19 protein-coding genes are annotated in these 23,598 nt (G+C 71.9%); 7 read left to right on the top strand and 12 right to left on the bottom strand.

The genetic code is table 11. The annotated features are described in order from the left end of the window. Positions 1-51 precede the first annotated feature (51 nt). The gene (locus DEJ43_RS26170) at positions 52-3,954 is read right to left on the bottom strand and encodes an endo-alpha-N-acetylgalactosaminidase family protein (RefSeq protein ID WP_041662902.1); all 3,903 of its coding nucleotides are present in this window, start codon (positions 3,952-3,954) and stop codon (positions 52-54) included. Positions 3,955-4,092: 138 nt separating this feature from the next. Continuing rightward, positions 4,093-4,602 (bottom strand): hypothetical protein, encoded by a 510-nt coding sequence (locus DEJ43_RS26165; RefSeq protein WP_015036403.1) that lies wholly within the window; start codon positions 4,600-4,602, stop codon positions 4,093-4,095. Positions 4,603-4,856: 254 nt separating this feature from the next. On the opposite strand from DEJ43_RS26165, the gene DEJ43_RS26160 reads away from it, so the two are divergent. The 5 genes from DEJ43_RS26160 (at position 4,857) to DEJ43_RS26140 (ending at position 9,650) form a co-directional block, all read left to right on the top strand. Continuing rightward, the gene (locus DEJ43_RS26160; protein WP_015036402.1) at positions 4,857-5,468 is read left to right on the top strand and encodes a YceI family protein; all 612 of its coding nucleotides are present in this window, start codon (positions 4,857-4,859) and stop codon (positions 5,466-5,468) included. 127 nt (positions 5,469-5,595) lie between these two features. Next, entirely contained in the window at positions 5,596-6,696 is a 1,101-nt protein-coding gene (gene dnaN / locus DEJ43_RS26155; protein ID WP_041662901.1) for a DNA polymerase III subunit beta, read from the top strand. Positions 6,697-6,811: 115 nt separating this feature from the next. Continuing rightward, positions 6,812-7,438 (top strand): P-loop nucleotide/nucleoside kinase family protein, encoded by a 627-nt coding sequence (locus tag DEJ43_RS26150; protein WP_015036400.1) that lies wholly within the window; start codon positions 6,812-6,814, stop codon positions 7,436-7,438. Then, entirely contained in the window at positions 7,435-8,061 is a 627-nt protein-coding gene (locus tag DEJ43_RS26145; RefSeq protein WP_015036399.1) for a hypothetical protein, read from the top strand. Before DEJ43_RS26150 ends, DEJ43_RS26145 begins: the two co-directional genes overlap by 4 nt. Before the next feature lie 62 nt (positions 8,062-8,123). Beyond that, positions 8,124-9,650, top strand: coding sequence for a hypothetical protein (locus DEJ43_RS26140; protein ID WP_041662900.1), 1,527 nt, complete (start codon positions 8,124-8,126; stop codon positions 9,648-9,650). A 39-nt stretch (positions 9,651-9,689) separates the two neighbouring features. Here DEJ43_RS26140 and DEJ43_RS26135 read toward each other — a convergent pair whose 3' ends face one another. From DEJ43_RS26135 to DEJ43_RS26105, 6 genes are all read right to left on the bottom strand, one after another. After that, complete coding sequence (locus tag DEJ43_RS26135; protein WP_015036397.1) at positions 9,690-10,529, bottom strand: NAD(P)-dependent oxidoreductase; 840 nt, start codon at positions 10,527-10,529, stop codon at positions 9,690-9,692. Positions 10,530-10,639: 110 nt separating this feature from the next. Continuing rightward, positions 10,640-11,995, bottom strand: a complete 1,356-nt coding sequence (locus DEJ43_RS26130) for a hypothetical protein (RefSeq protein WP_041662899.1) — start codon at positions 11,993-11,995, stop codon at positions 10,640-10,642. Between the two features lie 62 nt (positions 11,996-12,057). Beyond that, positions 12,058-13,674: a citramalate synthase gene (gene cimA / locus DEJ43_RS26125; RefSeq protein WP_015036395.1), complete on the bottom strand. Its 1,617-nt coding sequence runs from the start codon at positions 13,672-13,674 to the stop codon at positions 12,058-12,060. 282 nt (positions 13,675-13,956) lie between these two features. Beyond that, positions 13,957-15,306: an MFS transporter gene (locus tag DEJ43_RS26115; RefSeq protein ID WP_015036394.1), complete on the bottom strand. Its 1,350-nt coding sequence runs from the start codon at positions 15,304-15,306 to the stop codon at positions 13,957-13,959. 75 nt (positions 15,307-15,381) lie between these two features. Continuing rightward, positions 15,382-16,026, bottom strand: coding sequence for a TetR/AcrR family transcriptional regulator (locus tag DEJ43_RS26110; RefSeq protein ID WP_399468691.1), 645 nt, complete (start codon positions 16,024-16,026; stop codon positions 15,382-15,384). Positions 16,027-16,065: 39 nt separating this feature from the next. Beyond that, the gene (locus tag DEJ43_RS26105; RefSeq protein ID WP_015036392.1) at positions 16,066-17,082 is read right to left on the bottom strand and encodes an agmatine deiminase family protein; all 1,017 of its coding nucleotides are present in this window, start codon (positions 17,080-17,082) and stop codon (positions 16,066-16,068) included. A gap of 183 nt (positions 17,083-17,265) precedes the next feature. Here DEJ43_RS26105 and DEJ43_RS26100 point away from each other — a divergent pair, with 183 nt between their 5' ends. Continuing rightward, positions 17,266-18,687 carry a cytosine permease gene (locus DEJ43_RS26100; RefSeq protein WP_015036391.1) on the top strand — a complete coding sequence of 474 codons (1,422 nt, stop codon included), beginning with the start codon at positions 17,266-17,268 and terminating at the stop codon, positions 18,685-18,687. Positions 18,688-18,690: 3 nt separating this feature from the next. Here DEJ43_RS26100 and DEJ43_RS26095 read toward each other — a convergent pair whose 3' ends face one another. The 4 genes from DEJ43_RS26095 to DEJ43_RS26085 form a co-directional block, all read right to left on the bottom strand. Further along, positions 18,691-19,779 carry a branched-chain amino acid aminotransferase gene (locus DEJ43_RS26095; protein ID WP_015036390.1) on the bottom strand — a complete coding sequence of 363 codons (1,089 nt, stop codon included), beginning with the start codon at positions 19,777-19,779 and terminating at the stop codon, positions 18,691-18,693. 257 nt (positions 19,780-20,036) lie between these two features. Continuing rightward, the gene (locus tag DEJ43_RS26090) at positions 20,037-21,077 is read right to left on the bottom strand and encodes a 3-isopropylmalate dehydrogenase (protein WP_015036389.1); all 1,041 of its coding nucleotides are present in this window, start codon (positions 21,075-21,077) and stop codon (positions 20,037-20,039) included. Positions 21,078-21,157: 80 nt separating this feature from the next. Further along, positions 21,158-21,289, bottom strand: coding sequence for a hypothetical protein (locus DEJ43_RS38605; protein WP_015036388.1), 132 nt, complete (start codon positions 21,287-21,289; stop codon positions 21,158-21,160). A 262-nt stretch (positions 21,290-21,551) separates the two neighbouring features. Beyond that, positions 21,552-22,457: a LysR family transcriptional regulator gene (locus DEJ43_RS26085; RefSeq protein ID WP_015036387.1), complete on the bottom strand. Its 906-nt coding sequence runs from the start codon at positions 22,455-22,457 to the stop codon at positions 21,552-21,554. 101 nt (positions 22,458-22,558) lie between these two features. On the opposite strand from DEJ43_RS26085, the gene DEJ43_RS26080 reads away from it, so the two are divergent. Then, positions 22,559-23,569, top strand: coding sequence for an MDR family NADP-dependent oxidoreductase (locus tag DEJ43_RS26080; protein WP_015036386.1), 1,011 nt, complete (start codon positions 22,559-22,561; stop codon positions 23,567-23,569). The last annotated feature ends 29 nt before the right edge of the window (positions 23,570-23,598 follow it).

Here is a 23,598-nt window from a genome sequence, read left to right as displayed (position 1 = left end):
AGCACGACGGGCCCGGGGGAAGCGCTTTCCCCCGGGCCCGCCCGTGGGCGGTCAGCCGCCGCAGTGGAAGCGGGCGTCGCCCCAGTCCGCGTGGTCGTTGCCGTTGCCGTCGCCGCCGTCGTCGACCACCAGGTCGACGTAGGAGGCGCCGGTGATGTCGGCGGTGAGCGGCCAGGCCGCGTCCGTGGCCTTGAGGACCGGGGACTTCACCTTCTCCGTGCCGTCGGCGAGCACACTGAACCGGACGCTGCCCCGGCTGGTCTGCACGTCGTCCACGCCGACCTCGGCGGTGAGGGTGGTGCAGCGGCCGCCCAGGTAGTAGCGGACCTTGGCGGGGGCGTGGCTGCCGAGGCCCTTGGCGTAGGCCACTCCCCCGATCCGCAGCGGGGAGCCGTCGCCGGTGCCGGTCTCGCCGTTGGAGAGGTCGCGCTCGACGGGGCCCCAGCCGTTGGTGGCCGAGGTCCAGTCGAGGTCGCTGGCCCAGCTGTCGGCGGTGGGCGGCGGCGGGAGCGTACGGACGGTGGTGGCGGCGGTGAGCTTCCGCTCCCCTCCCCCGATCCCGTAGGTGACGGTGGCGCCCAGTTGGTACGGGCGGTAGGCCGCGTCCACCGGCGGGGTCACCTGCCAGGTGGCGGTGGCCTTGCCGCCCGGCGCGACCGTGCCGAGGGTCACGGGCGCGGCGGGTTCGGCGGTCCAGCCCTCGGGGAGGGCGAGGACGGCCCGGGCGCCGGAGATCTCGGTGGCCTCGTCGTTGCCGAAGGTGGCGGTGACGGTGTTGGCGCGGCCGGGCTCCAGGGTCTCGGGCGCGGTGAGGCCGAGCGTGCCGCAGGCGGCGGGTTCGGCGGCCGGGCCGAGGTCGGTGACGGTGAAGGCGTCGAGGACGAAGTCGGCGCCGTCCGGGGCGTCACCGCGCTTGCGCAGTCCGGTCCAGGTGTCGCCGCAGCCGGCGGTGACGGTCTCGGCGAAGTGCCCGTCGGTCCGCTGCTGCCCGATCGGGGTGCGGCGGGTCTCCACGGAGGTGCCGTCCGTGCGGTCGTAGCCGGTGACCCACTCGTACGCGCCCGCGTGGCTTGACCGGTAGTCGTACTCCACGCGGTAGGTGCGGCCGCCCCGCATGGGGACGGTCCAGGGCGCGGTCCGGTAGACGAGTCCGCTGTTCTCGTCGTGGGACTTGAGGCTCTCGGCGCCGCCGATGACGTCGTCGATCAGCTTTCCGTTCCAGCCGGCCTGGGTGTAGGGGGCGTGGAGCTGGGCGATGTGGGTGCGCGGGTCGGTGGTACCGCCGGAGTCGCCCTTGAGGAAGGGGCCCCAGCCCTGGTCGACGGCCTCGAAGTCCTCGTACACGAGGGTCCCGGGCTTGGTGGCGGGGTCGTTGGCGACGATCCGGACGTCGTCGATCCGGACGGTGGCGGCGCTGCCGCCCGCGGCCCGGACGCCGAGGTCGGTGCTGCCGTGGCGCGGGGCGGTGAAGGTGACCTTGGCCCGCTGGAAGCGGGTGCCGTTCCAGTCGGACGCGGCGACCCGGTCCTGGAGGGCGGAGCGTTCGACGGTGACGGACCTGCCGCCGGCGGTGAGGGTGGTGGGCCGGGTGGCGCCGGGCTGGACCTCGATGAGGGCGGAGGCGGTGTACCGCTTGCCCGGGGTGAGGCCGGTGATCCGCTGCTGGACCGCGGCGGGGGCGGTGCCGGAGAGCTTCGCGCTGTTGCGGCCCTGCTCGTCGGTGTCGCGGACGACGGTGCCGGTCCTGGTCCAGTCCCTGAGCTTCGCGTCGTTGAAGCCGGGGTCGTCGACGGGGGTGCCCTGGCCCCAGCGGGGGGCGCGCTCGTCGGGCGCACGGTCGGGGTACAGGACGTAGGGCTGTCCGGCGACGGCGTCGAGGGTGATCTTCCCGCCGGCGGGCCGGACGGTGCCGGTCTTCACCCGCCCGTTGTCGGTGAGCCGGTACACGGAGTACGAGCGCGTCCCGGCCGGGACGGCCCAACTCGCCGTGCCGCCGGCCTTGTTGTAGTGGTAGAGCTTCTTGCCGCCGTCCCAGGGGAGCAGGTAGGCGTCGCCGTCGAGGACCTTGCGGCCGTTCTCGTAGAAGGTGCGGCGGCCGTCCTCGACGGTGCCGCGGATCCCGCCGGTGAAGCTGAGGTCGTTGCCGTTCCAGCGGGTGATCCGCTGCTGCTGGAGGTACTTGGCGGGCAGGTTGCGCTGCCAGATGTTGGCGGTGAAGGCGTTCCAGTCGGTCTCGCCGGTCCAGCCCTCGAAGTCGACGAGGGCGGTCTGGCCGAGGACCGGGTGGTTGTTCCAGATGTCCTTCTCGCCGTTGCGGATGAAGCGGATGATCTGGGAGTTGAGGCCCTTGTTGGTGGCGCCGCCGTAGTCGAGGTCGTTGGCCCAGTGGGACCAGAGGGACGCCCGCTCGAACTTGTCCGACCACTCGGTGGCGACGTTCCAGCCCTGTGCCTGGACGGCGCGCATCGTCTCGTCGGCGATCCAGCCGTGGGTGTAGTAGACGTCGATGTAGAGGGTGGAGAGGTTGCGGTCGGTCTCGTCGCGGAGCTGCTGGAAGCGGCGGGCGAGGTCGCCGCTGTTGATGTCGCGGCGCTGGTCGATGTAGTAGCTCTGGTTGAGCCAGTTCCAGCCGGGCTTGGTCTTGTCGACGAGGGTCTCGCTGAAGTTCTTCGCCTCGGGGTACGACTCGGTGGCGTTGACGTGGACGCCGAAGTCCGCGCCCCACCTGCGGCCCTCCTTGAGGAGGACGTTGAGGTCGGCGAGGCCGCCGGCCCGCTTGTTGTAGTTGCCGCCGTAGTCGGGATGGGCGGAGTCGTGGCCCTCGGAGCCGTACCCCTTGAGCAGGGCGAACTGGCCGAGCCCGTCGGTGGAGAGCGAGATCCGCTTGACGTCGTCGAGGGTGCGCAGGAAGGGGTGCGTGGCCTGCGAGGCGAAGTTGAACGGGATGTGGGCGACGACCCGGTCGGGGGTGTCCTCGCTGCCCGGGGCCTTGATCCCGATCGTACGGAAGGCGACGGCGCCGTCCTGCCAGTCGGTGGCGCCGTCGGCGTTGGCGTCGGGGGTGACGACGACCTTCGCCCAGGGCAGGGCGTCGCCGCTCGCGGACTTCGGGGCGCCCTCGCCGCGGTAGGTCCACTGGCCGGACCAGACGCCGACGCGGGTCTCGGTGCCGGCGTCGGTGGTCCGCTTGCGGGCCTGGTGCCAGAAGCGGGCGCCGTCGCGGGCGGAGGCCCCGGTGGGCTTGTCGTAGCTGGAGTTGGACTCGACGGCGGCGGCGAGCCGCCCGGTGTTGACGATCGCGTAGGCGGCGCCCACCGGCGCGGCCTCGGCCGCGGTCGCGTCGGTGATCCGGGCGAAGACGTCGGCGGTACGGGTGGAGTCCGGGTCGAGCCGGGTGAAGGCGGTCGCAGCGCCGGCGTCCGAGGACCCCACGGAGACCAGGTCGTGGCCCGGTATGTCGAGGGTGCCGACCCGGAAGGCCTCGGTGTCGCGGACGGCGGTCACCCGGAACGTGGTGGTCCGCCGCTCGACGCTCAGCCGGGCGTCGATCTCGACACCGGGCAGGTCGGGGAAGGTGAGGGTGTACGTGGCGGAGGCGGCGGTGAGGACGGGGGCCGCCTTGACCCGGACGGCGTGGTCGGTGCCATTGAGGACGACCCGCGTGACCGGGGCCGTACTCCCGAGGAGGCGGGCGCCGGTCCCGCGGTCGGTGTACGCGAGGACGCGGGGGAAGTCCTCGGCGACGGTCACGGAGAGCTGGGCGGAGGCGATCACGGGGCCGGCCTCGGCCGTGGCCCCGGCCGTGAGGGGCGTGGCGGCGGGGGCCCGGGGCGTGGTGGCCCGGGCCTCGGCGCCGCCCTCGGCGAGGGCGGGCCCGGCCAGGGCGAACACGGCGGAGGAAGCGACGGCGAGGGCGCAGGCCGCACGGATTCTTCGCGAAGGGGGGAGGGACATGCGCTCTAGTTGGCCCCGCCCCGGCAGCACCGTCAACGAGATGGCGCCGCGCGGGCCCCTCCAGTCCAACAACCCCCTCCGGTTAGTCCAAGTGACCGGCGGAGGGGGTGTCTTGGTGCCGCTTCGGCGGCCGACGGGTCAGCAGCCGCCGCAGTTGTAGAAGGTCACGTCCCAGTGGTTGCCCTCGTCGGCGTAGACGTTGCCCGCGCCGGAGCGCCACTGCGGGGCTCCGTCGCCGCGCACACCGATGTACGTGAAGGTGTTCTTCACGTAGTTGGTGACGCAGGTGGCCTTGCCGAAGTCCAGCTTGTAGCCGTTCCAGTGGGAGTACGTGCCGCCGGCGTGGCCGGTCTCGGTGCCGCCGGTGATGTTGAGCGCGCAGCCGCTGGCGCTCTTGAGGGTCTGGGCGCCCTGGGCGGTGGCGAGGTTCAGCTGGTCGAAGGACGTGCACGTCGGGACGTTGCGGTCGGAACAGCCGCCGGACGAGGACCAGGTGATCCCGGAGGACCGGAACATCGAGGTCGCGGTGGCGTGGCTGATCTTGGTGACGGCCTGGGCCTCGCCCGCGGCGGTGAGGACGCCGACGCCGGGCGCGAAGAGCGCGCCGAGGACGAGGGCCAGGGCGGTCAGGACGGAGCGGAGCTTCATCGGGAGTGCCTCCTGCTGGTGACCGTGACGATGGGGGGAACGGCGGTGCAGGTGGTGCCGGTGGGGCGAGCGGAACCGGTGGAACCGGTGGCGCAGGGAGATGGTGCCGTATGTCTACGCGCGTCCGCCAGAGGGCCTCGGCGTCGGCGTGACGCCATCCGGATGAACATCTGCCGGAGATGTTGAAAGTTGAACGGAATAGGGCTACAGTCATTCTCGTTGAAGCTTCAACAAACACCGACAAGGAGCATGTCATGGGCCTCTTCAACCGCAAGAACAACGAGTCCGCCGTCGCCGTCGCCACCCTCCCGGTGGACCCGGCCCTGGCCGCCCTGACCGGCGAGTACACGATCGACGCGGCGCACAGCAGCATCGGCTTCACCGTCCGGCACGCCATGGTCACCAACGTCCGCGGCAGCTTCGCCGAGCACGAGGGCGTCCTGAAGCTGGACGGCGCCAACCCGGACGCCTCCAGCGCCTCCATCGACGTCAAGATCGCCTCGATCGACACCGGCATCGCCGACCGCGACGGCCACCTCCGCAGCGGCGACTTCTTCGACGCCGAGACCTTCCCGCTCATGACCTTCCGCTCCCTGCACGCCCAGCAGCTCGGCGGCGACAAGTACCGGATCACCGGCGACCTCACCATCAAGGACGTCACGAAGCCGCTCGCCATCGACCTGGAGTTCAACGGCTCCGCGACGGACGTGTACGGCAACGAGCGCGTCGGCTTCGAGGGCTCCGCCGAGATCCTGCGCTCCGACTGGGGCCTGACCTGGAACGCGGCCCTGGAGACCGGCGGCGTCATGGTCAGCGACAAGGTCAAGCTGAACTTCGACATCTCCGCGATCAAGAACGCCGCCTGACCTACGGGGAACCACCCCCGGCACCACGAGCGCGCCCGCCCTCCGCGACAGCGGAAGGCGGGCGCTCGGCGTCGACCGCGCAGGTCGGACCCTGGCGTTGTCAGTGGGGGCCGCTAGCTTCGGGGCCATGGAATTCCGTATCGACAGCGGCGTGTTGACCGAGGCCGTGGCCTGGGCCGCGCGCGTCCTCCCGGCCCGCTCCCCCATGCCCGTGCTCGGCGGTCTGCTCCTGGAGGCGACGGACGGCGGGCTGCGGGTCTCCGGGCTCGACCACGAGGCCTCGGCACGGGTCGAGGTCGAGGCCGACACGGCCGTCGAGGGCCGGGCCCTGGTCCTGGGCCGGCGGCTGCTCGACATCTGCAAGGTGCTCCCCCGGGGCGTCACCGAGCTCGCCGTCGAGGGCGCCCGCCTCTCGGTGACCTCGGGCGACGCCCGCTTCGGTCTCTCCCTGCTGCCCCTGGAGGACTACCCGGCCCCGCCCGCGCTGCCCGAGGTCCGCGGCCAGGTGGACGGGGACGCGTTCGCGGCGGCGGTCGGGCAGGTCGCGGTGGCGGCGGGCCGGGACGACTCGCTGCCGGTGCTGACCGGGATACGGCTCGCGCTGGACGGGACGACGATGACGCTGGCGGCCACCGACCGCTACCGCTACGCGGTCCGGACCCTGGAATGGAAGCCGGAGGCGGGCGGCGGCACACCGGCCGACGTGGTCGTCCCGGCCAAGCGGCTCACCGAGATCGCCCGCTCACTGGCGGGCGCGGGCCCGGCCCGGCTCGCCCTGGACGACGGCTCGGTCGGCTTCGAGAGCGGCGGTCTGCGCACCACGACCCGCCTCCTCGACGGCCGCCTCCCCCGGCACGACAAGCTGTTCGCCCTGGGCGACCCCGCCCTCGCGACCACCGCCCGGGCCCCGCTGACCGAGGCCGTGAAGCGGGTCGCGGTCGTCGCGGAGGGCGACAGCCCGGTCCAACTGGCCTTCACCCCCACCTCGCTCCACCTCCAGGCGGGCTACGAGGACGACATCGCCTCCCAGCGCCTCCCGGCCACCCTCACCGGAGCGGACACCCTGACGGTCGCCTTCAACCCCGGCTACCTCCTGGACGCCCTGACCGCCCTGGACGCCCCGGAGGTCCACTTCCACCTCCTGGGCCCGGGCCAGCGCGCCCTCCTCACCAACGGCCCGACCCCGACCCACCGCCACCTCCTGATGTCGGTGAAACCGCTGGTGTGAGGCTTCCGGGAGCCGCATGCGCCGCTCAACCGACGTGTCTTGACAGAGGGTTGGGGCTATTCTGAGCGCCGCACCACAGGTGCGTGCCGTTTGTTGACATTGCCAGGGGGATCATTTGTCGACGCATGTGGCGACCTCGCAGATCGAGCGCGTACCGCTCGTCCTGGTCGCAGGATTCGCCGGGTCGGGCAAGTCGGAGGCGGGCAAGCTGCTCTCGCTGGCCACCGGCTGGTCGCTCCTCGACAAGGACACCCTGACGCGCCCGCTCACGGAATCCCTTCTCACCGCACTCGGTGGGGACCCGGACGACCGGCACAGCCCGCTGTACGGGGAGCGGGTGCGACCGCTCGAGTACGAGTGCCTGATGAAGACCTGCTGGGAGAACGTGGAGCACGGGGTGCCTGTCATCGCGGTCGCCCCGTTCCTCAAGGAGGTCGCGGACGCGCAGTGGCTCGCCCGGCTGCTCCGTCGCTGCGACCGGACCGGCGCCGGCGCCGAGGTCCTGTGGGTCGACAGTGACGAATCGTCGATGCAGGAGCGGCTCACCGCACGCAACGCACGCCGGGACACCTGGAAGCTGGCCAACTGGCGCGAGTACCTGACCACGATCTCCCTGGACCAGCGTCCGGTGCGGGATCACCTCCTCATCGACAACCGTATGACCGCCGCCACCCCGCTGGCGGAGCAGGTGGAGAGCGCGGCGCACGAGCTTGCCTCCCGCTTCGGAACGGTGACGGCGTGACCGGCCCCCGTGGAGTGGTGCTCTTCGGTCCCCCCGCGGCCGGAAAGGACACCGTCAGCGCCGCGCTGAACGTGCTCGACACCCGGTTCGCGCAACTGGTGAAGGTGAAGGTGGGCTCCGGCCGGACCGCCGGGTACCGCATGGCCACGGAGGAGGAGCTCGGCTCGCTGCGGGCGGCCGGACGGATCGTCCTGGAGACGGAGCGCTACGGCAACACGTACGCCGTGGACCGCGCCGATCTCGACGAGATGAGGGCGGCGGGCGGGTTCCCGGTGGTGCACGTGGGCAGCCTCGCGCATCTGCGAACCTTCCTGCGTTCGGTGGGCGAACCATGGCTCCGTGTACTGCTCTGGATCCCCCGCCAGGAATGCGCCCTCAGGTCCGCGGGACGCGGCGACTGTGACACAGAAGAACGCCTGGGCGTCTGGGACGCGACGCTTGAGGACCTGGCGGCCGCCGACCCGGACGAGGCACTGTTCCACCTCCTGCTTCGCACCGACCTGCGGTCCCCTGAAGAGACGGCCGCGGCCGTGACGGAGGCCGTCGCCGCCGGAGCCGAGCGGCCGAGGTCCGGGCGGGAACTCGTCGCGTTTCTCCGTGAACAGGCCTCGCACGGCCACTGACCCTCGCCGTGGACTGCATGGACGGAGCGGATGGCGTGCGAACGGGTCCCGGGGGGAATCGCGTGATCAACAACCTCAGAGCACTGGCGGACGCGGTGGGCATGGGCCCCACCGCCGGGGACGGCCGGGACCTGCTCGTGCGACAGCGGGACGTCGAAGGACCGCTCCACCTCGACCGGGTCTCGGCCGACCGACTCGAACTCGTGCACGTCGACGCGGCGGGGATCGTCGCCGTCCGTTCCTGCGTCATCGAGGAACTGGTCCTCGACCACTGCTCGGCGGATGCCATCCTCGTCACCAACTCGAGGATCGGCCGGCTGACGGTCCGCAATGCGCCGGTGAACTGCGAGATCTCGATCACTGAATCGACGGCGTCCGTGATCGACGTGCACTCCTGCGGCCCCCTCAAGGTCACCAACGTCCGCGTCGGCGAATCGATGCAGATCGCCGCCGTCCGCGGGGGCGTGCGGCTCAAGGGGCTGCGGACGGCGGCTCTGGCCATGCGCAGCCAGGCCACGTCCGGTCGGCGCGGGCGTCCCGATGTGCACCTGGAGCACGTCCGCGTCACCGAGTCCCTCGTCTTCGACGACCTCTGGCTCGCCTCGCTCACCCTCCGGGACATCGACGCCACCTCGGTGGAACTGCGGCGGGTGCGCCTGGACTCCCCGCTGACAGGCATCGGGGTGCACTGCAGCGACTTCCTCCGGATCAACGGCATGGTCGTACCGGGCGAGGCGGGCTGTCTGGAAGAGAGCGAGGTCCAGGGCGTCATCGAGGTCAAGGGGGTGCGCCGGATCGTGGCGGCGGTGCCACGACAGCGACCCACAGGAGCCGCTGCCAGGACCGCTCCCGGCCCCACGCCTCCTGCCGGCTCCACGCCCCCTCCCGAACCGTTGGAACTGACCCTGCGCTCGTCCACTGTGCGTCGCGTCCGGGTGACGGCGGAGGACGACGCACCGCTGGTCGTCGGCCTGGACAATTCGGTCGTGACCGAAGCGCTGTCGATGCCTTCGGGACCAGCACGGTTCCGTCTCGCAGGCGACTCGACGGTTCAGGAAGTGGATCTGGGAAGTGCGGTGTTCCGCCGCTCCTCCCAGGTGAACGGTTTTCTGGAGCGGGTGTTCACTCGGGTGACGGCCAACTCTCTGGAAGCGGTTCGTACCACGTTGGCCCGACAGCGCCGTACGGCCGAGGCGGACGAGCTGTACTACCGGATCCGGCAGCGTGAGGCCGCCCAGACCCCGTGGCTGCGACGGTGGGTCGGCCACGGCCTGCTGGGCGGCGTCTTCGGCTGGGGCGTCCGGGCCCGGAACCCGGCCCGCGCCCTGGTGTGCGGCATCCTGGCGACCGCGGTCGCCCTGCGCCTTTCGGGGGCGCCGCCCGGCCTGGGCTCGCAGCGGCTGACGGATCTGTCCGCCGCGGGCAAGTCGTTGGTGTTCGCCTGTGCCCTGTGGCTCAACGTCGGCGTGGGAGCCCCGTCCGAGGCGAAGACGTACGACTGGACGGCGATGGCCGTGTGCTTCACGATCGGCGGGATCATCTTCACGACCCTGACGGTCGGCATCGTGATCCGGAAGCTGGTCCGGTAGTCGCTCTCCCGATCGCGATCACCATCGCCATCGGCGCCCTCAGGTCCCGGCGTCCCTCAGAGCCCTCAGTGCCTCGGTGACGTCGAGCGGCCGTTCGGCCTCGGGCGACCACCGCTCGAGGGTCTCCGCCGCCGCGCGCACGGTGTCGGCGGGCAGGCCCACGGCGGTCAGGAGGTTGGCGGCATCCGCCACCTCCGGGGCCCAGCGCCACGCGCGAGCCGCGGTCTTCGGAATGTAGCCGGTCTCCACGAGGTAGCTGCGCGTGCGCCGGCCTGCCACGTCGAGGAGTTCGTCCGTGACTCCGTAGGCGTCGGCGGCGCCGTACGCCAGTGCGGCGAGCACCCGGGAGGTCTTCTGGTAGGCCGAGTAAATCAACTTGAGCACGGAGGCCTGGCCGATCTCCTCACCCACCACTCGGGCCTCGACATCAGTCCCGTCGAAAAGCCCGGCGACGTGGCCGGCCGCCGCGCTCGGGCCCGACAGGTAGAGCAGCGGTGACTTGCCGCCTACCGGCGGGGAGCCGACGACGGCGCCGTCCACCACCGTCGTGGGCCTCATCCTGGCCGCGATGGCCGCCACCCGATCCGGTGTGAGGGGGTTCGCCTCGACGAACACAGCTCCCTCCGCGAGCCCGTGGGCCGTGACGCGTTCCGCGACCTCCTCCGCACCGACCGGTGCGCAGAGGGACAGGACGATGTCGGACCGGCGCACCGCCTCCCCGAGCGACACTCCTTCCAGGCCTGCCTCGTCCGCCCGGCGGCGCGTGGCGCCGCTCCGTCCCTCGGGACACCAGAGGACGGTGACGCCCCGCGCGCGGAGTTGAGCACCGATGGCGGCTCCCATGCTGCCGGGGTGCAGAAGTGTGACGACGGGCGTCATGGTGATCTCTCCAGGGTACGAAGGTGCCGTCCCGGGCCGGATCGGGGCGGCCCACGCCGAGGCCTGCCCGGGGAGCCTACCGGCGTGCCCGCCGTCGCGGTCCGGTCAGCTCAGAACCCGCCCCCGCCGTCGAAGCCGCCGCCCCCGCCGAAGTCGCCTCCTCCGAAGCCTCCGCCGTCGCCGCCGAAGCCGCTGCCGCCGAAGTCGCCGGTGTTGAAGTCGGCTCCGGAGAAGTCGCCGCCCTCGAAGTCGTTGCCGCCGTATTCGGTGGCGTAGGCGGGGGTGGAGAGCATCGAGCCGAGGACGGTGCCGACCAGGAGGCCGGGGAGGAGGCCGCCGCCGAAGTAGCCGCCGGCCCAGGGGCCGTAGGCGGGGCCGGCCTCCCAGTACGGGCGGCGTACGCCGTCCGCGTCGACCGTGCGGGCCATCGGGTCGAGGCCGTCGTCGAGGCGGGCCGCGTCGGCGGCGCAGACCGGGACCTGGCGGGCGGCGCCGCCGGCCGGGGTCCAGGTGCGGTCCTCGGTGGAGGGCCCGTGGCGCGGGTCGAAGAAGCAGGGGGCGCGGCGCTCGGGGAGCGGCCGGGACTCGCGGCGGGCGGCGAGGACGGCGAGGGAGTAGCGGCCGTCCTCCAGGGCCTGGGTGACGGGGCGGACGTCGTGGGGCCGGGCGGCGGCGGCCATCAGGGATTTGGCCTTGTCGTACGAGTCGAGGGCGCGTTCGTAGTCGCCGCGCATGGCGTCGTCGGCGCCGGCTTCGGCGGGGTGGAAGTCGAGCCGTTCGAGTTCCTCGCCGAAGGCGGTGATGTCCTCGTCGACGACGACGCGCAGCTTGTCGAGGGCGTCGCGTTCCTCGGCCTCCTTGCGGAGCCGGTTGCGGCGGACGACGGCGTAGGCGCCCGCGCCTCCGGCGGCGGCCACGGCGCCGAGGGTCACGAGCCCGGCGACGGGCACGCCGTCGTCGGTGCCGGCGGAGCCCCAGCCGGCGGGGGCGGAGCCGCGCAGGGTGGGCAGGGCCTGGTCGACGAAGTTGTTCAGCTCGGTGGCCGCGTCGACGCCGGGCTGTTTCACGGAGGTGACGAGGTTCCGTACGGCCTGCTGGGACATGACGGAGCGGTCGGCTCCGGCGTCGAAGCCGTCGCCGAGGCGGACCGCGTACAGGCCGGTGATGCCGGTCTGGGTGCGCAGGTTCGCGAGCAGGTTCTCGGGCGGGAACTGCGCGTTCGCGGGCAGGACGGCGATGAACAGCGGCTTGTCGGCGTCCTTGATCTTCTGGGCGAGGGCGTCGGCCTGGGCCTTGGAGAGCTGGTCGGCGGCGCCCGGGTCGACGTACACCGGGCCCTGTTTCAGCGCGGCGGCCGCGTCGGATATCCCCGTGGCCCTGGCGCCCGCGGAGGGGGCCAGGGCCAGGAGCAGCAGCAGGATCAGCCCGCCGAGGGCCGACCCGATGGACATCGCCCTGGTCCTCATGGTTCGACGCTACCCGAAGCGCGCCGAACAAGACATAGAGGGGCGTTCCGGACGCCGGCCGGCTACTCCGTGGGGTCGACTCCGGCTCGCAGCACCCCGTAGGTGAAGGCGTCCTCCAGGGCCTGCCAGGAGGCGGCGATGACGTTCTCGCCGACGCCGACGGTCGACCACTCGCCGTTGCCGTCGCTGGTGGTGATCAGGACGCGGGTGGTGGACTCGGTGCCGTGGCGGCCCTCCAGGATGCGGACCTTGTAGTCGACCAGCTCGAACTTGGCGAGCTGCGGATAGATCCGCTCCAGGGCGAGGCGCATCGCCCGGTCGAGGGCGTTGACCGGGCCGTTGCCCTCGGCGGTGGCGACGATCCGCTCGCCCTTGGCCCAGAGCTTCACGGTGGCCTCGTTGGCGTGGGTGCCGTCGGGGCGGTCCTCGACGATCGCGCGCCAGGACTCGGTGCGGAAGTAGCGGCGGGCCCTGCCTTCGACCTCCTCGCGCAGGAGGAGCTCGAAGGAGGCGTCGGCTGCCTCGTACGTGTAGCCCTGGAGCTCGCGCTCCTTGACCCGCTCGACGACCCGGGCGATCAGGGCGCGGTCGTCGCCCAGGTCGACGCCGAGTTCCTTGCCCTTGAGCTCGATGGAGGCGCGGCCGGCCATGTCGGAGACCAGCATCCGCATGGTGTTGCCGACCAGCTCGGGGTCGATGTGCTGGTAGAGGTCGGGGTCGACCTTGATGGCGGAGGCGTGCAGCCCGGCCTTGTGCGCGAAGGCGGAGACGCCGACGTACGGCTGGTGGGTGGAGGGGGTGAGGTTGACGACCTCGGCGATGGCGTGCGAGATCCGGGTCATCTCGGCGAGGGCGCCCTCGGGCAGCACCTTCTTGCCGTACTTGAGCTCCAGGGCGGCGACGACGGGGAAGAGGTTGGCGTTGCCGACCCGCTCGCCGTAGCCGTTCGCGGTGCACTGCACGTGGGTGGCGCCCGCGTCGACGGCGGCGAGGGTGTTGGCGACGGCGCAGCCGGTGTCGTCCTGGGCGTGGATGCCGAGGCGGGCGCCGGTGTCGGCGAGGACGGTGGCGACGACGGCCTGGATCTGGGCGGGCAGCATGCCGCCGTTGGTGTCGCAGAGGATGACGACGTCGGCGCCGGCCTCGTGGGCGGCGCGGACGACCGCCTTGGCGTAGTCGGGGTTGGCCTTGTAGCCGTCGAAGAAGTGCTCGCAGTCGACGAAGACGCGGCGGCCCTGGGAGCGCAGGTGGGAGACGGTGTCGCGGACCATCTCCAGGTTCTCGTCGAGGGTGGTCCGCAGGGCCAGCTCGACGTGCCGGTCGTGTGACTTGGCGACCAGGGTGACGACCGGGGCGCCGGAGTCGAGGAGGGCCTTGACCTGCGGGTCCTGGGCCGCGTCGCCGCCGGGCCTGCGGGTGGCGCCGAAGGCGACGAGCTGCGCGTTCCGGAAGGTGATCTCCTGCTGGGCGCGGGCGAAGAACTCCGTGTCGCGCGGGTTGGCCCCGGGCCAGCCGCCCTCGATGAAGCCCACGCCGAACTCGTCGAGGTGCCGGGCGATGGTCAGCTTGTCCGCGACGGTGAGGTTGATGCCTTCACGCTGCGCCCCGTCGCGCAGCGTCGTGTCGAAGACATGGAAGCTGTCGTCGAGGCGCGAGCTCTCGGCGTTCTCCGTGGTCATGACTGTGATGGCTCCTGTCGGATGTGGCTCCGGAAGGTCTGGATCCACTTGCCCCCATTCTCACGCGTCGTCCGTTTCCGGCGTGGGTGGGGCCGGAAAACGAAAAAACCCCTCGCGGGTGCGAGAGGTCTGCGCGCGGGTCTGGGGCACGGTGTCCACCGACGCGGGGGTATTGCCGCGGTTCAGTGGTCACTGCGGACCGGCGCGCTGCTGCCGATAATCATCGTGGTAGCAAGCACGCCGGAAGTCTGACACAGGTGTGAGGTCAACGGGACGGCGGTCTCACGATACGGGCAGCCGTTCGGGGGACCCTCCGGCCGGCCCGCGGTTCTGCCCGGGCACGGCCGCGCCCGCCGTACCCACCCGGCCCAGGTCGATGTCCCGGGTCTCCCGCATCGTGAGGTAGACGACCAGGGAGACCGCCGCGCAGCCCGCCACGTACCAGTAGAAGCCCGATTCGACGCCCGCGTCCTTGAACCACAGGGCCACGTACTCGGCGGTGCCGCCGAAGAGCGCGTTGGCGATCGCGTACGGCAGGGCGACGCCGAGGGCGCGGATGCCGGTGGGGAAGAGCTCGGCCTTCACGCAGGCGTTGATCGAGGTGTAGCCGGTGACGACGACCAGGGCGAGCAGGGAGAGGCCGAGGGCCGGCCAGAAGGAGCCCGCGTGCTTGAGCATCGTCAGGATCGGCACGGTCAGGACCGTGGAGCCGACCGCGAAGGTGATCAGCAGCGGGCGGCGGCCGATGCGGTCGGAGAGCCGGCCGGCCAGCGGCTGGAGGCAGGCGAAGACGATGAGGGCGCAGAAGGAGACCAGGGTGGCGGTCTGCTTGGGCAGGCCGGCGGAGTTGGAGAGGTACTTGGTGAGGTAGGTGGTGTACGTGTAATAGGCCACGGTCCCGCCCATGGTGAGCGCGACGACGAGGAAGGCCTCGCGCTTGTGCGCCCACAGGGCCTTGAGGGTGCCCTTCTGGTCGCCGGCGACCCCGTCGTCGGCGGTCGTCTCGTACACCTCGGTCTCCAGCATGGTGCGCCGCAGGTAGAAGACGACGGCCGCGCCGAGCGCGCCCAGCACGAACGGGACGCGCCAGCCCCAGCTGTGCAGGGCCTCCGTGGACAGGGTGTGCTGGAGGACGAGCAGCAGGCCGAGGCCGAGGATCTGGCCGGCGGTCATCGACACGTACTGGAAGCTGGAGGCGAAGCCGCGGTGCTCGGGGGCCGAGGCCTCGGTGAGGTAGGTGGCGCTGGCGGCGTACTCGCCGCCGACGGAGAGCCCCTGGAGGAGGCGGGCGACCAGGAGGACGGCGGCGCCGCCGTAGCCCGCGACGGAGTAGGTGGGCGCGACCGCGATGAGCAGCGCGGAGGCGGACATCAGGGTGACGGTGAGGGTGAGCGCGGCCTTGCGGCCCTTGCGGTCACCGACCCGGCCGAGCAGCCAGCCGCCGACGGGCCGCATGAAGAACCCGACGGCGAAGATGCCGGCGGTATTCATGAGTTTGGCGGTGTCGTTGCCCTCGGGGAAGAACGCCCCGGCGAAGTAGGTGGCGAAGCTCGCGTACACGAACCAGTCGAACCACTCGACCATGTTCCCGGCGGATCCGACCCAGATCTTCTTCCACTGCTCTCGTCCCATGGACGGGAACCGTGCCGGAGGCGACGCCGGGGTAACAAGGGTGTAGCGGACAACGATCCTGTGTACTTACGTGCGTTACGGTCGCGGCAGCAGGTCCTGCTCGATGAACTCCCGCACGTGCGCGAGCACTTGCTCCCGCCCGGTGCCCGGCACCCCGACGGCCACGTGCACGCTGAAGCCGTCCAGGAGCGCCCTCGTACGGGTGGCGAAGCGGTCCGGGTCGACCGGCCGGAACTCGCCGCGGGAGACGCCTTCGGCCAGGATCGCGACCAGATCCCGGTGCCAGGCGCCCTCGATGGCGGCCTGGCGGGCCCGGGCCTCGGCGTCGGCGTTCTGGGACCGGTTCCAGACCTCCAGCCAGAGGATCCAGTGCGGGTCGCGCGGCCCGTCGGGCACGTACACGTCGACGTACCCGTCGAGCCGCTCGCGCGCGGTCCCGGGGCGGGAGAGCAGCGCGCTCCGCTCGGCGCCGAGGCGCCCCTCGCTCCACTCCAGGGTCTGCAGCAGCAGCTCGTCCTTGGTGCGGAAGTAGTACAGCAGGTGCCCGCTGCTCATCCCGACCTGCCGTCCGAGCCCGGCCATGGTCAGCCCGTCGAGCCCGCGCTCGGCGATGGTGTCCATGGCGGCGGCGAGCAGCTCCTCACGGGGAGGAGCGGCCTGGTTGCGCCGGCGTGGCGCGGGGGCCGGGGCGGCGGGGTGGGAGGGGGCGGAGGGGTCCATACGGGTCACTCGTACGTTCTACCTCATGCCCCGCCCGCCTCAGGGCTTCGGCTGCTGCTGGGTGATGCAGTGGATGCCGCCCCCACCTGCGAAGATCGTGCGCGCGTCGACGAGGACGACCTCCCGCTCGGGGAAGAGGCGGCGGAAGATCTCGGCGGCCAGCTCGTCGTGCGGGTCGTCGAAGGCGCAGAGGACCACGCCGCCGTTGCACAGGTAGTGGTTGATGTACGAGTAGTCGACCCAGTCGCCCTCCTCGTCCTTGAGGACGGTCGGGGCCGGGATCTCGACGACCTCCAGCGGGCGGCCCTGGGCGTCGGTCTGGCCGCGCAGGATGTTCACGTACATCCGGGACCGCTCGTAGTCGGGGTGGGCCGGGTCCTGCTGGCTGTGGACGAGGACCGTGCCGGGGCGGGCGAAGGCGGCGACGATGTCGACGTGGCCCTGCGTGCCGTAGAGGCCGTAGTCGCCGCTGAGGCCGTGCGGCAGCCAGATCGCCTTCGTCGTGCCGAGCTTGGCGTGGATCTCGGCCTCGACCTGCTCGCGGGTCCATCCCGGGTTGCGGCCCGAGCCGAGCTGGACGGTGTCGGTCAGCAGGACCGTGCCCTCGCCGTCGACGTGGATGGCGCCGCCCTCGTTCACCAGGGGGCTGCTCAGTACGGGGACTCCCGCCGCGTCGGCGACATGGCAGGCGATCTTGGAGTCGTGCTCCCAGCGGGCCCAGTCCTGGCCGCCCCAGCCGTTGAACACCCAGTCCACGGCGGCGAGCCCGGTGCCGTCGGTGACGAAGGTGGGGCCGATGTCGCGCATCCAGGCGTCGTCGAGGTCACGCTCGACCAGCGTGACGTCCTCGCCCACGAGGGCGCGGGCGGACTCGGCGTCGCCGGGGGCGACGACCATCGTCACCGGCTCGAAGCGGCGCACGGTGCGGGCCACCGCCGCCCAGGCCTGGCGGGCCTCGGCGAGTTCCTCGGCGGTGGTGAAGGTGGGGTTGGGGCTGGGCCAGGCCATCCAGGTGCGCTCGTGCGGCATCCACTCGGCGGGCATGCGGTAGGTCATGGTGACGGGTCCTAGAGGAAGTAGCGGAACCAGGGGGCAGCGGAACCAGGTCGTGTTTGAGCAACACTCTAAATGTTGAGAAGCTGTCTTCCAAGCATTGACGCGAGGCACTGGCACGGGTCACATTGAGCGCCACTCTAAAACTGTCCGCCGCCCCGTCCGCTCCCGTCCCCAGGAGTCCCCATGCCGATCGAACAGCGCGGAGTCGACACCGTGCCCGAGGCCGAACGCACCAGCGGCCCCCGGGACCTCGTCGCGATCCTGCTCGGGTCCAACCTCTGCCTGGGGGTGATCGTCTTCGGCTGGCTGCCGGTCTCCTTCGGCCTCGGCCTCTGGGCCTCGGTGACCTCCGTCGTCACCGGCACCCTCGTCGGCGTCGCCGTCACCGCCCCGCTGGCGCTGGTGTCGCTCCGTACCGCCACCAACCTCTCGACCTCCTCCGGCGCCTTCTTCGGCGTACGGGGCAGGCTCGTCGGCTCGGTCGTCGGACTGCTGCTCTCGCTCGGCTACACCGCGCTGACCCTCTGGATCGGCGGCGACGTGATGGTCGGGACCCTCGCCCGGCTGATCGGCCTGCCGACCGGCGGCGCCACCCACGCCGTCGTCTACGCCCTGCTCGCCGCCTGCACCGTGGTCGGCGCGGTGTACGGCTACCGGCTGCTGCTCAAGCTGAGCAAGGCGCTCGCCGTCGGCATGACCCTGCTGCTCGCCCTCGGACTCCTCGCCTACGCCGGGGACTTCACGACGGCGGCGGTGCCGGACACCCCGTACCTGCTCGGCTCGTTCTGGCCCACCTGGCTGCTCTCGGCCGTGGCCGCCGGCCTCAGCGGACCGGTCGCCTTCATCACCCTGCTCGGCGACTACACGCGGTACGTCTCCCCCGAACGCCACAGCTCCCGCAGCGTCTGGCGGGCCACCTGTCTCGGGCTGCTCGTCGGACTGCTGATCCCCCAGCTCTTCGGTACGTTCACGGCGCTCGCGGCCCGCGGCTCGCTCGACTACGCGGGACCGCTCGTCGACGCCTCGCCCGCCTGGTACCTGGTCCCGCTGCTCGTCGCCGCCACCGCCGGCTCCGTCGGCAACGCCGGCCTGATGCTGTACTCGATGGGGCTCGACCTCGACGCCATCCTGCCCAGGGCCACCCGCGCCCGTGCCACGCTCGTGGTCGCCGCGGTGGCGACGGCCTTCGTCTTCCTCGGCCACTTCGCCTCGGACGCCCAGTCGGCGATGACCTCGTTCGTCCTGCTGCTCACGGCGATCGGCACCCCGTGGGCGGTGATCACCCTGATCGGCCATCTGCGCTGCGGAGGGGTGTACGACCCGGAGGCGCTCCAGGTCTACAACCGGCGCTCGCGCGGCGGGATCTACTGGTTCTCGGCGGGCTGGCACCCGCGCGCCACCGCCTCCTGGGCGATCGGCGCGGCGGTCGGCCTGGCCGCCGTGTCCACGCCGCTGTACGAGGGTCCGCTGATCGCCCTGACGGGCGGGATCGACTGCAGCTTCGTGCTGTCGGGGATCGTCGGCGGGACGCTGTACGCGGTCCTGACGCCGAACAGGGCCCCCGCCGCCGGTACGGCGGCGGAGGCCCTGGTGCCCGCGGAGTGACGACTAGCCGAGCTCGTGCATCCAGCCGTGGACGTCGTCGGCCTTGCCGGTCTGGATCGCGAGCAGCGCGTCGCGCAGCTTCATCGTGACCTCGCCGGGCTCGCCGCCCGACTGCTGCCACTCGCCCCGGGCGGACTTGACCGTGCCGACCGGGGTGATGACGGCGGCGGTGCCGCAGGCGAAGACCTCGGTGAGGGTGCCGTTCTCGGTGTCGGCCTGCCACTGGTCGATGGAGACGCGGGCCTCCTCGGACTCGTAGCCGAGGTCCCCCGCGACCTTGAGGAGCGAGTCACGGGTGATGCCGGCGAGCAGCGAGCCGGTGAGGGTGGGCGTCACGATCTTGTTTCCGTACACGAAGTACAGGTTCATGCCGCCGAGTTCCTCGACCCACTTGTGCTCGACCGCGTCGAGGTAGCAGACCTGGTCGCAGCCCTTGGCCGCCGCCTCGGCCTGCGCGAGCAGGGAGGCCGCGTAGTTGCCGCCGGTCTTGGCGTCGCCCACGCCGCCGGGGACGGCGCGGACGCGGTCCTCGGAGGCCCAGATGGAGACGGGCTTGACGCCGCCCGGGAAGTACGGGCCGGCCGGCGAGGCGATGACGACGAAGAGGTACTCGTTGGCCGGGCGGACGCCGAGGCCGACCTCCGTGGCGATCATGAACGGGCGCAGGTAGAGCGAGTCCTCGCCGCCGTGCGCCGGGACCCAGGCCTCGTCGTGCCGGACGAGGACGTCACAGGCCTCGACGAAGGTCTCGACCGGCAGCTCGGGCATGCCGAGCCGGTGGGCGGAGGCCTGGAAGCGGCGGGCGTTGGCGTCGGGGCGGAAGGTGGCGACCGAGCCGTCGGGGCGGCGGTAGGCCTTCAGGCCCTCGAAGATCTCCTGCGCGTAGTGCAGGACGTTCGTGGCGGGGTCCAGGGAGAGCGGGCCGTACGGCACGAGCTGGGCGTCGTGCCAGCCGCGGCCCTCGGTCCACCGGATGGTGACCATGTGGTCGGTGAAGTGGCGGCCGAATCCGGGGTTGGCCAGGATCGCCTCGCGCTCCGCGGCGGACAGCGGGCTGGAGGAGGGCTTGAGCTCGATCGTGGGCGTCGTCATGAGTGCGTGTCCTTCACCGGTTGTGTGGGAGGACCGCGCACCGCACGCCGCTGTCGGAGACTGCTGTCCCTGACGAGGGTGGACGTCCGAGCATGCCCGCATGCCGCGGCCCCACGTTCGATTATCGCTCGTGGGGACCGGTGCGTGAAACGGGTGAACGCGGTCCGGGGTTCGGGGGGTGCGCCCGGGGCCGCGCAAGGGACAGCCGCCGGGCGCTGTGCGACCCGGCGGCTGCTGTCAGATGTCAGTCGGCCGGGTCAGCTCGCTACTCGCGCGGCGAGCGCGTCGCCGATCTCGTCCGTGGTACGGACCCGGTCGCCGCGCTCGGTGAGGTCGGCGGCGACGGCCTCCTCGACCCGGACGGCCTCGGCCTCGTAGCCGAGGTGGCGCAGCAGGAGCGCGACGGAGAGGACGGTGGCCGTGGGGTCGGCCTTGCCCTGGCCCGCGATGTCCGGCGCGGAGCCGTGGACCGGCTCGAACATGGACGGGAACTCGCCGCTCGGGTTGATGTTGCCCGAGGCGGCGACGCCGATGCCGCCGGAGACGGCCGCGGCGAGGTCGGTGATGATGTCGCCGAAGAGGTTGTCGGTGACGATCACGTCGAAGCGGGCCGGGTCGGTGACGAGGAAGATCGTCGCGGCGTCGACGTGCAGGTAGTCGGTGGTGACCTCGGGGAACTCGGCGGCGACCTTGTGGAAGGTGTCCGTCCAGAGGTGACCGGCGAAGGTCAGCACGTTGTTCTTGTGGACCAGCGTGAGCTTCTTGCGCGGGCGGGCCTGGGCGCGGGCGAAGGCGTCCCGGACGACCCGCTCGACACCGAAGGCGGTGTTGACCGAGACCTCGGTGGCGACCTCGTGCGGGGTGCCCTTGCGGATGGTGCCGCCGTTGCCGGTGTACGGGCCCTCGGTGCCCTCGCGGACCACGACGAAGTCGATCTCGGGCTGCCCGGCGAGCGGGGTGGCGACGCCGGGGAGCAGCTTCGAGGGACGCAGGTTCACGTGGTGGTCGAAGGCGAAGCGGAGCTTCAGGAGGAAGCCGCGCTCCAGGACGCCGGAGGGCACCGACGGGTCGCCGATGGCGCCGAGCAGGATGGCGTCGTGCTTCTTGAGGGAGTCGAGGTCGGCGTCGGTGAGGGTTTCACCGGTGGCGTGGTAGCGCTTGGCGCCGAAGTCGTACTCCTCGGTCTCCAGCTTCACGTCCTGGGGAAGGACGGCCGCGAGGATCTTGAGGCCCTGGGCCACGACCTCCTGGCCGATGCCGTCGCCGGGAATGACTGCGAGATTGATGCTGTGAGACATGTCGGCACCCTACTCTTCGTCCCATCGTCTGACACGTCTCGTCCATCATGTGGACGAAGCGCCATCCGGGTGAAGGTGTGTCAGTGGCCGGTGGAGCCGCCGTTGTCACGGCGGTCGAGGGCGCGCTGGAGGGCTGCGGCGGCGTTCTGGCGGGCTTCGTCGCTGGAGCGGCCGGCGGAGTGGCGGACGCGGCGGGTGGTCTGAGCGGCCATGAGGGATCGACTCCTTGAGATCAGTGGTGATCCGAAGTGCGGAGATCAGTGATGATCGAAGGTGCCGGCAGGGGCGGGGAGCGCCGCCGCAGGGGTTACCTGCACAGGGGCGTCGCGCTCTCGACCGCCATTCGCTGATGAAGCGAGACGTTCGGCTTCTACAAAGCTAGGCCAGGTCCGCGTATCTGTCTCCACAATTACTCGGACTTCCTACTATCTGAGACGGGCCGGGACAGCGCGTCCGCCGGAACGGGACAGCGCGTCAGCCCGCGACGGCCCTCAGCTCGCGGATCAGGGCCCGGACGGCGGGGGAGACGGCCAGTTCGGGGGTGGTGACATAGCCCACCGAACGGGTCGGGCGCTCCGGACCGAGATCGGTGATCTCGACCGAGGGCGATGCTCCGACCAGGGACAGCTCCGGCATCACCGCCATACCGAAACCGGTGCTCACCATCGAGAGCACCGCTCCGTCGTCCTCGGCCTGGACAGTCGCCGGCGGCAGCCACTCCTGACCCGCCCACCACGCCCGGGTGTACGAGGTGCAGTTCTCGGTCCAGTCGATCAGCGGCAGCGAACGGGGCGCCGGATGGCCCGCCGGATGCACCAGCGCGTACCCCTCCTCCACCAGGACGCCCCCGACCAGCTCCGGCGGCACGGGCGAGGTCGTCCCGAGCGTCGCGATCCCCAGGTCGGCCCGCCCGTCGAGCACCTCGCCCGCCGTACCCCGCCCCACCTCCCGCACGATCCGCACCTCGGGCACGATCCCCGGGTGCCGCTCCGTCAACCGCCCCAGGGCGCGCGGCAGCAGATGGAGCGCCGCGCTGCGGAAGGCCGCGATCCGCAGCGGCCCGGCGACCTCCTCCGGGCCGTCACCCGCGCCGCCGCCACGCGAACCGCCGTGCGAGGCGGCCCTGACCTCGGAGCCCATCACCTCCAGGAGCCGCAGCACCCGCCGCGCGTACCCGAGGGCCCGCTCCCCGGCCGGTGTCGGGACGGCGCCGGACCGCCCCCGGTCGAAAAGGACGGCGCCGAGCCTGCGTTCGCTGCCCCGCACCGAGTGGGAGACCGCCGACTGCGTCATGCCGAGCGTGACGGCCGCGGCCGAGAAGCCGCCCTGCTCCGCGACGGCGACGAGGACGCGCAGCTCGCGGGGTGCGAGATCGGTCATGCGGGGCTCCCACCTCTGTCTATGAGCGACTTTCATGGATGAGCCGCGGCCATCGACGCTACCCCCTGCCCGGCCCGCGGATTCCTTCCTACGGTCGGCGCATGACGAACGACACCATGATCACCGTCCAGCAGACCGCCCGTCCGGACGGCTTCCCCACGCCCGGCCTCTTCTCCTTCGTCGAGTCACCGGTCCCGGCGCCCGGGCCCGGCACCGCCCTGGTCGAGAACCTCCAGTGGTCGGTCGACCCGTACCACCGCGAGGCGATGGACTCGGACGAGATCTGGACCCTGAACTCCCCCATGGAGGGCCGCACCCTGGGCCGCGTGCTCGACTCCCGCGACCCCGCGCTGCGGCCCGGCGACCTCGTCCTGCACCGCGCGGGCTGGCGGACCCACGCCCTGGTCACCCCGACCAAGGCCCGCAAGATCCCGGACCTGGGCCCCGGCGTCCCGCTGGCCGCGCATCTGAGCCTGCTGGGCGGTACGGGCCTGTCGGCCTACGTCGGCCTCACCCGGATCGCGCGGCTCCAGCCGGGCGAGGACCTCTTCGTCTCGGCGGCGGCCGGCGGGGTGGGCACGGCGGCGGGCCGACTCGCCCGGCTGCTCGGCGCGGGACGCCTGGTGGGCAGCGCGGGCTCGGCGCGCAAGGTGGCGTACCTGACGGAGGAGGTGGGCTTCGACGCGGCCTTCGACTACCACGGAGGGCCGGTCCCCCAGCTGCTCGCGAAGGCGGCCCCTGAGGGGCTCGACGCCGTGCTGGACGGGGTCGGCGGGGACCATCTGGAGGCGGCGATCGCGTCGCTGCGACCGTTCGGCCGGATCGCCTGGGTGGGGGCGGTGGGCCAGTACCACTCGCTCTCCGCTCCCCCGCCCGCGCCGCGCAACCTGTTCGACGTGGTCGGCAAGAGCATCCGGCTCGAAGGCTTCCTGGTGCGGGACCACGCCGACGCCCTCGACGAGCTGTACGACCTGGCGGTGCCGCGGCTGCGGGACGGGTCGCTGCCCCTGGACGTGACGGTGGTGACGGGCTTCGAGCGGATCGTGGACGCGTTCCTGGGGATGCTGCGCGGCGAGAACCTGGGGAAGATGCTGGTCGCCCAGGAGCTCTAGAACCCTATCTAGTTTGCATTCCTACCTAG

This window comes from Streptomyces venezuelae ATCC 10712, from assembly GCF_008639165.1.
Lineage (GTDB): Bacteria > Actinomycetota > Actinomycetes > Streptomycetales > Streptomycetaceae > Streptomyces > Streptomyces venezuelae.
The sequence above is the reverse complement of the archived record's forward strand: the minus strand, read 5'-3'. Positions and strand labels throughout refer to the sequence as shown.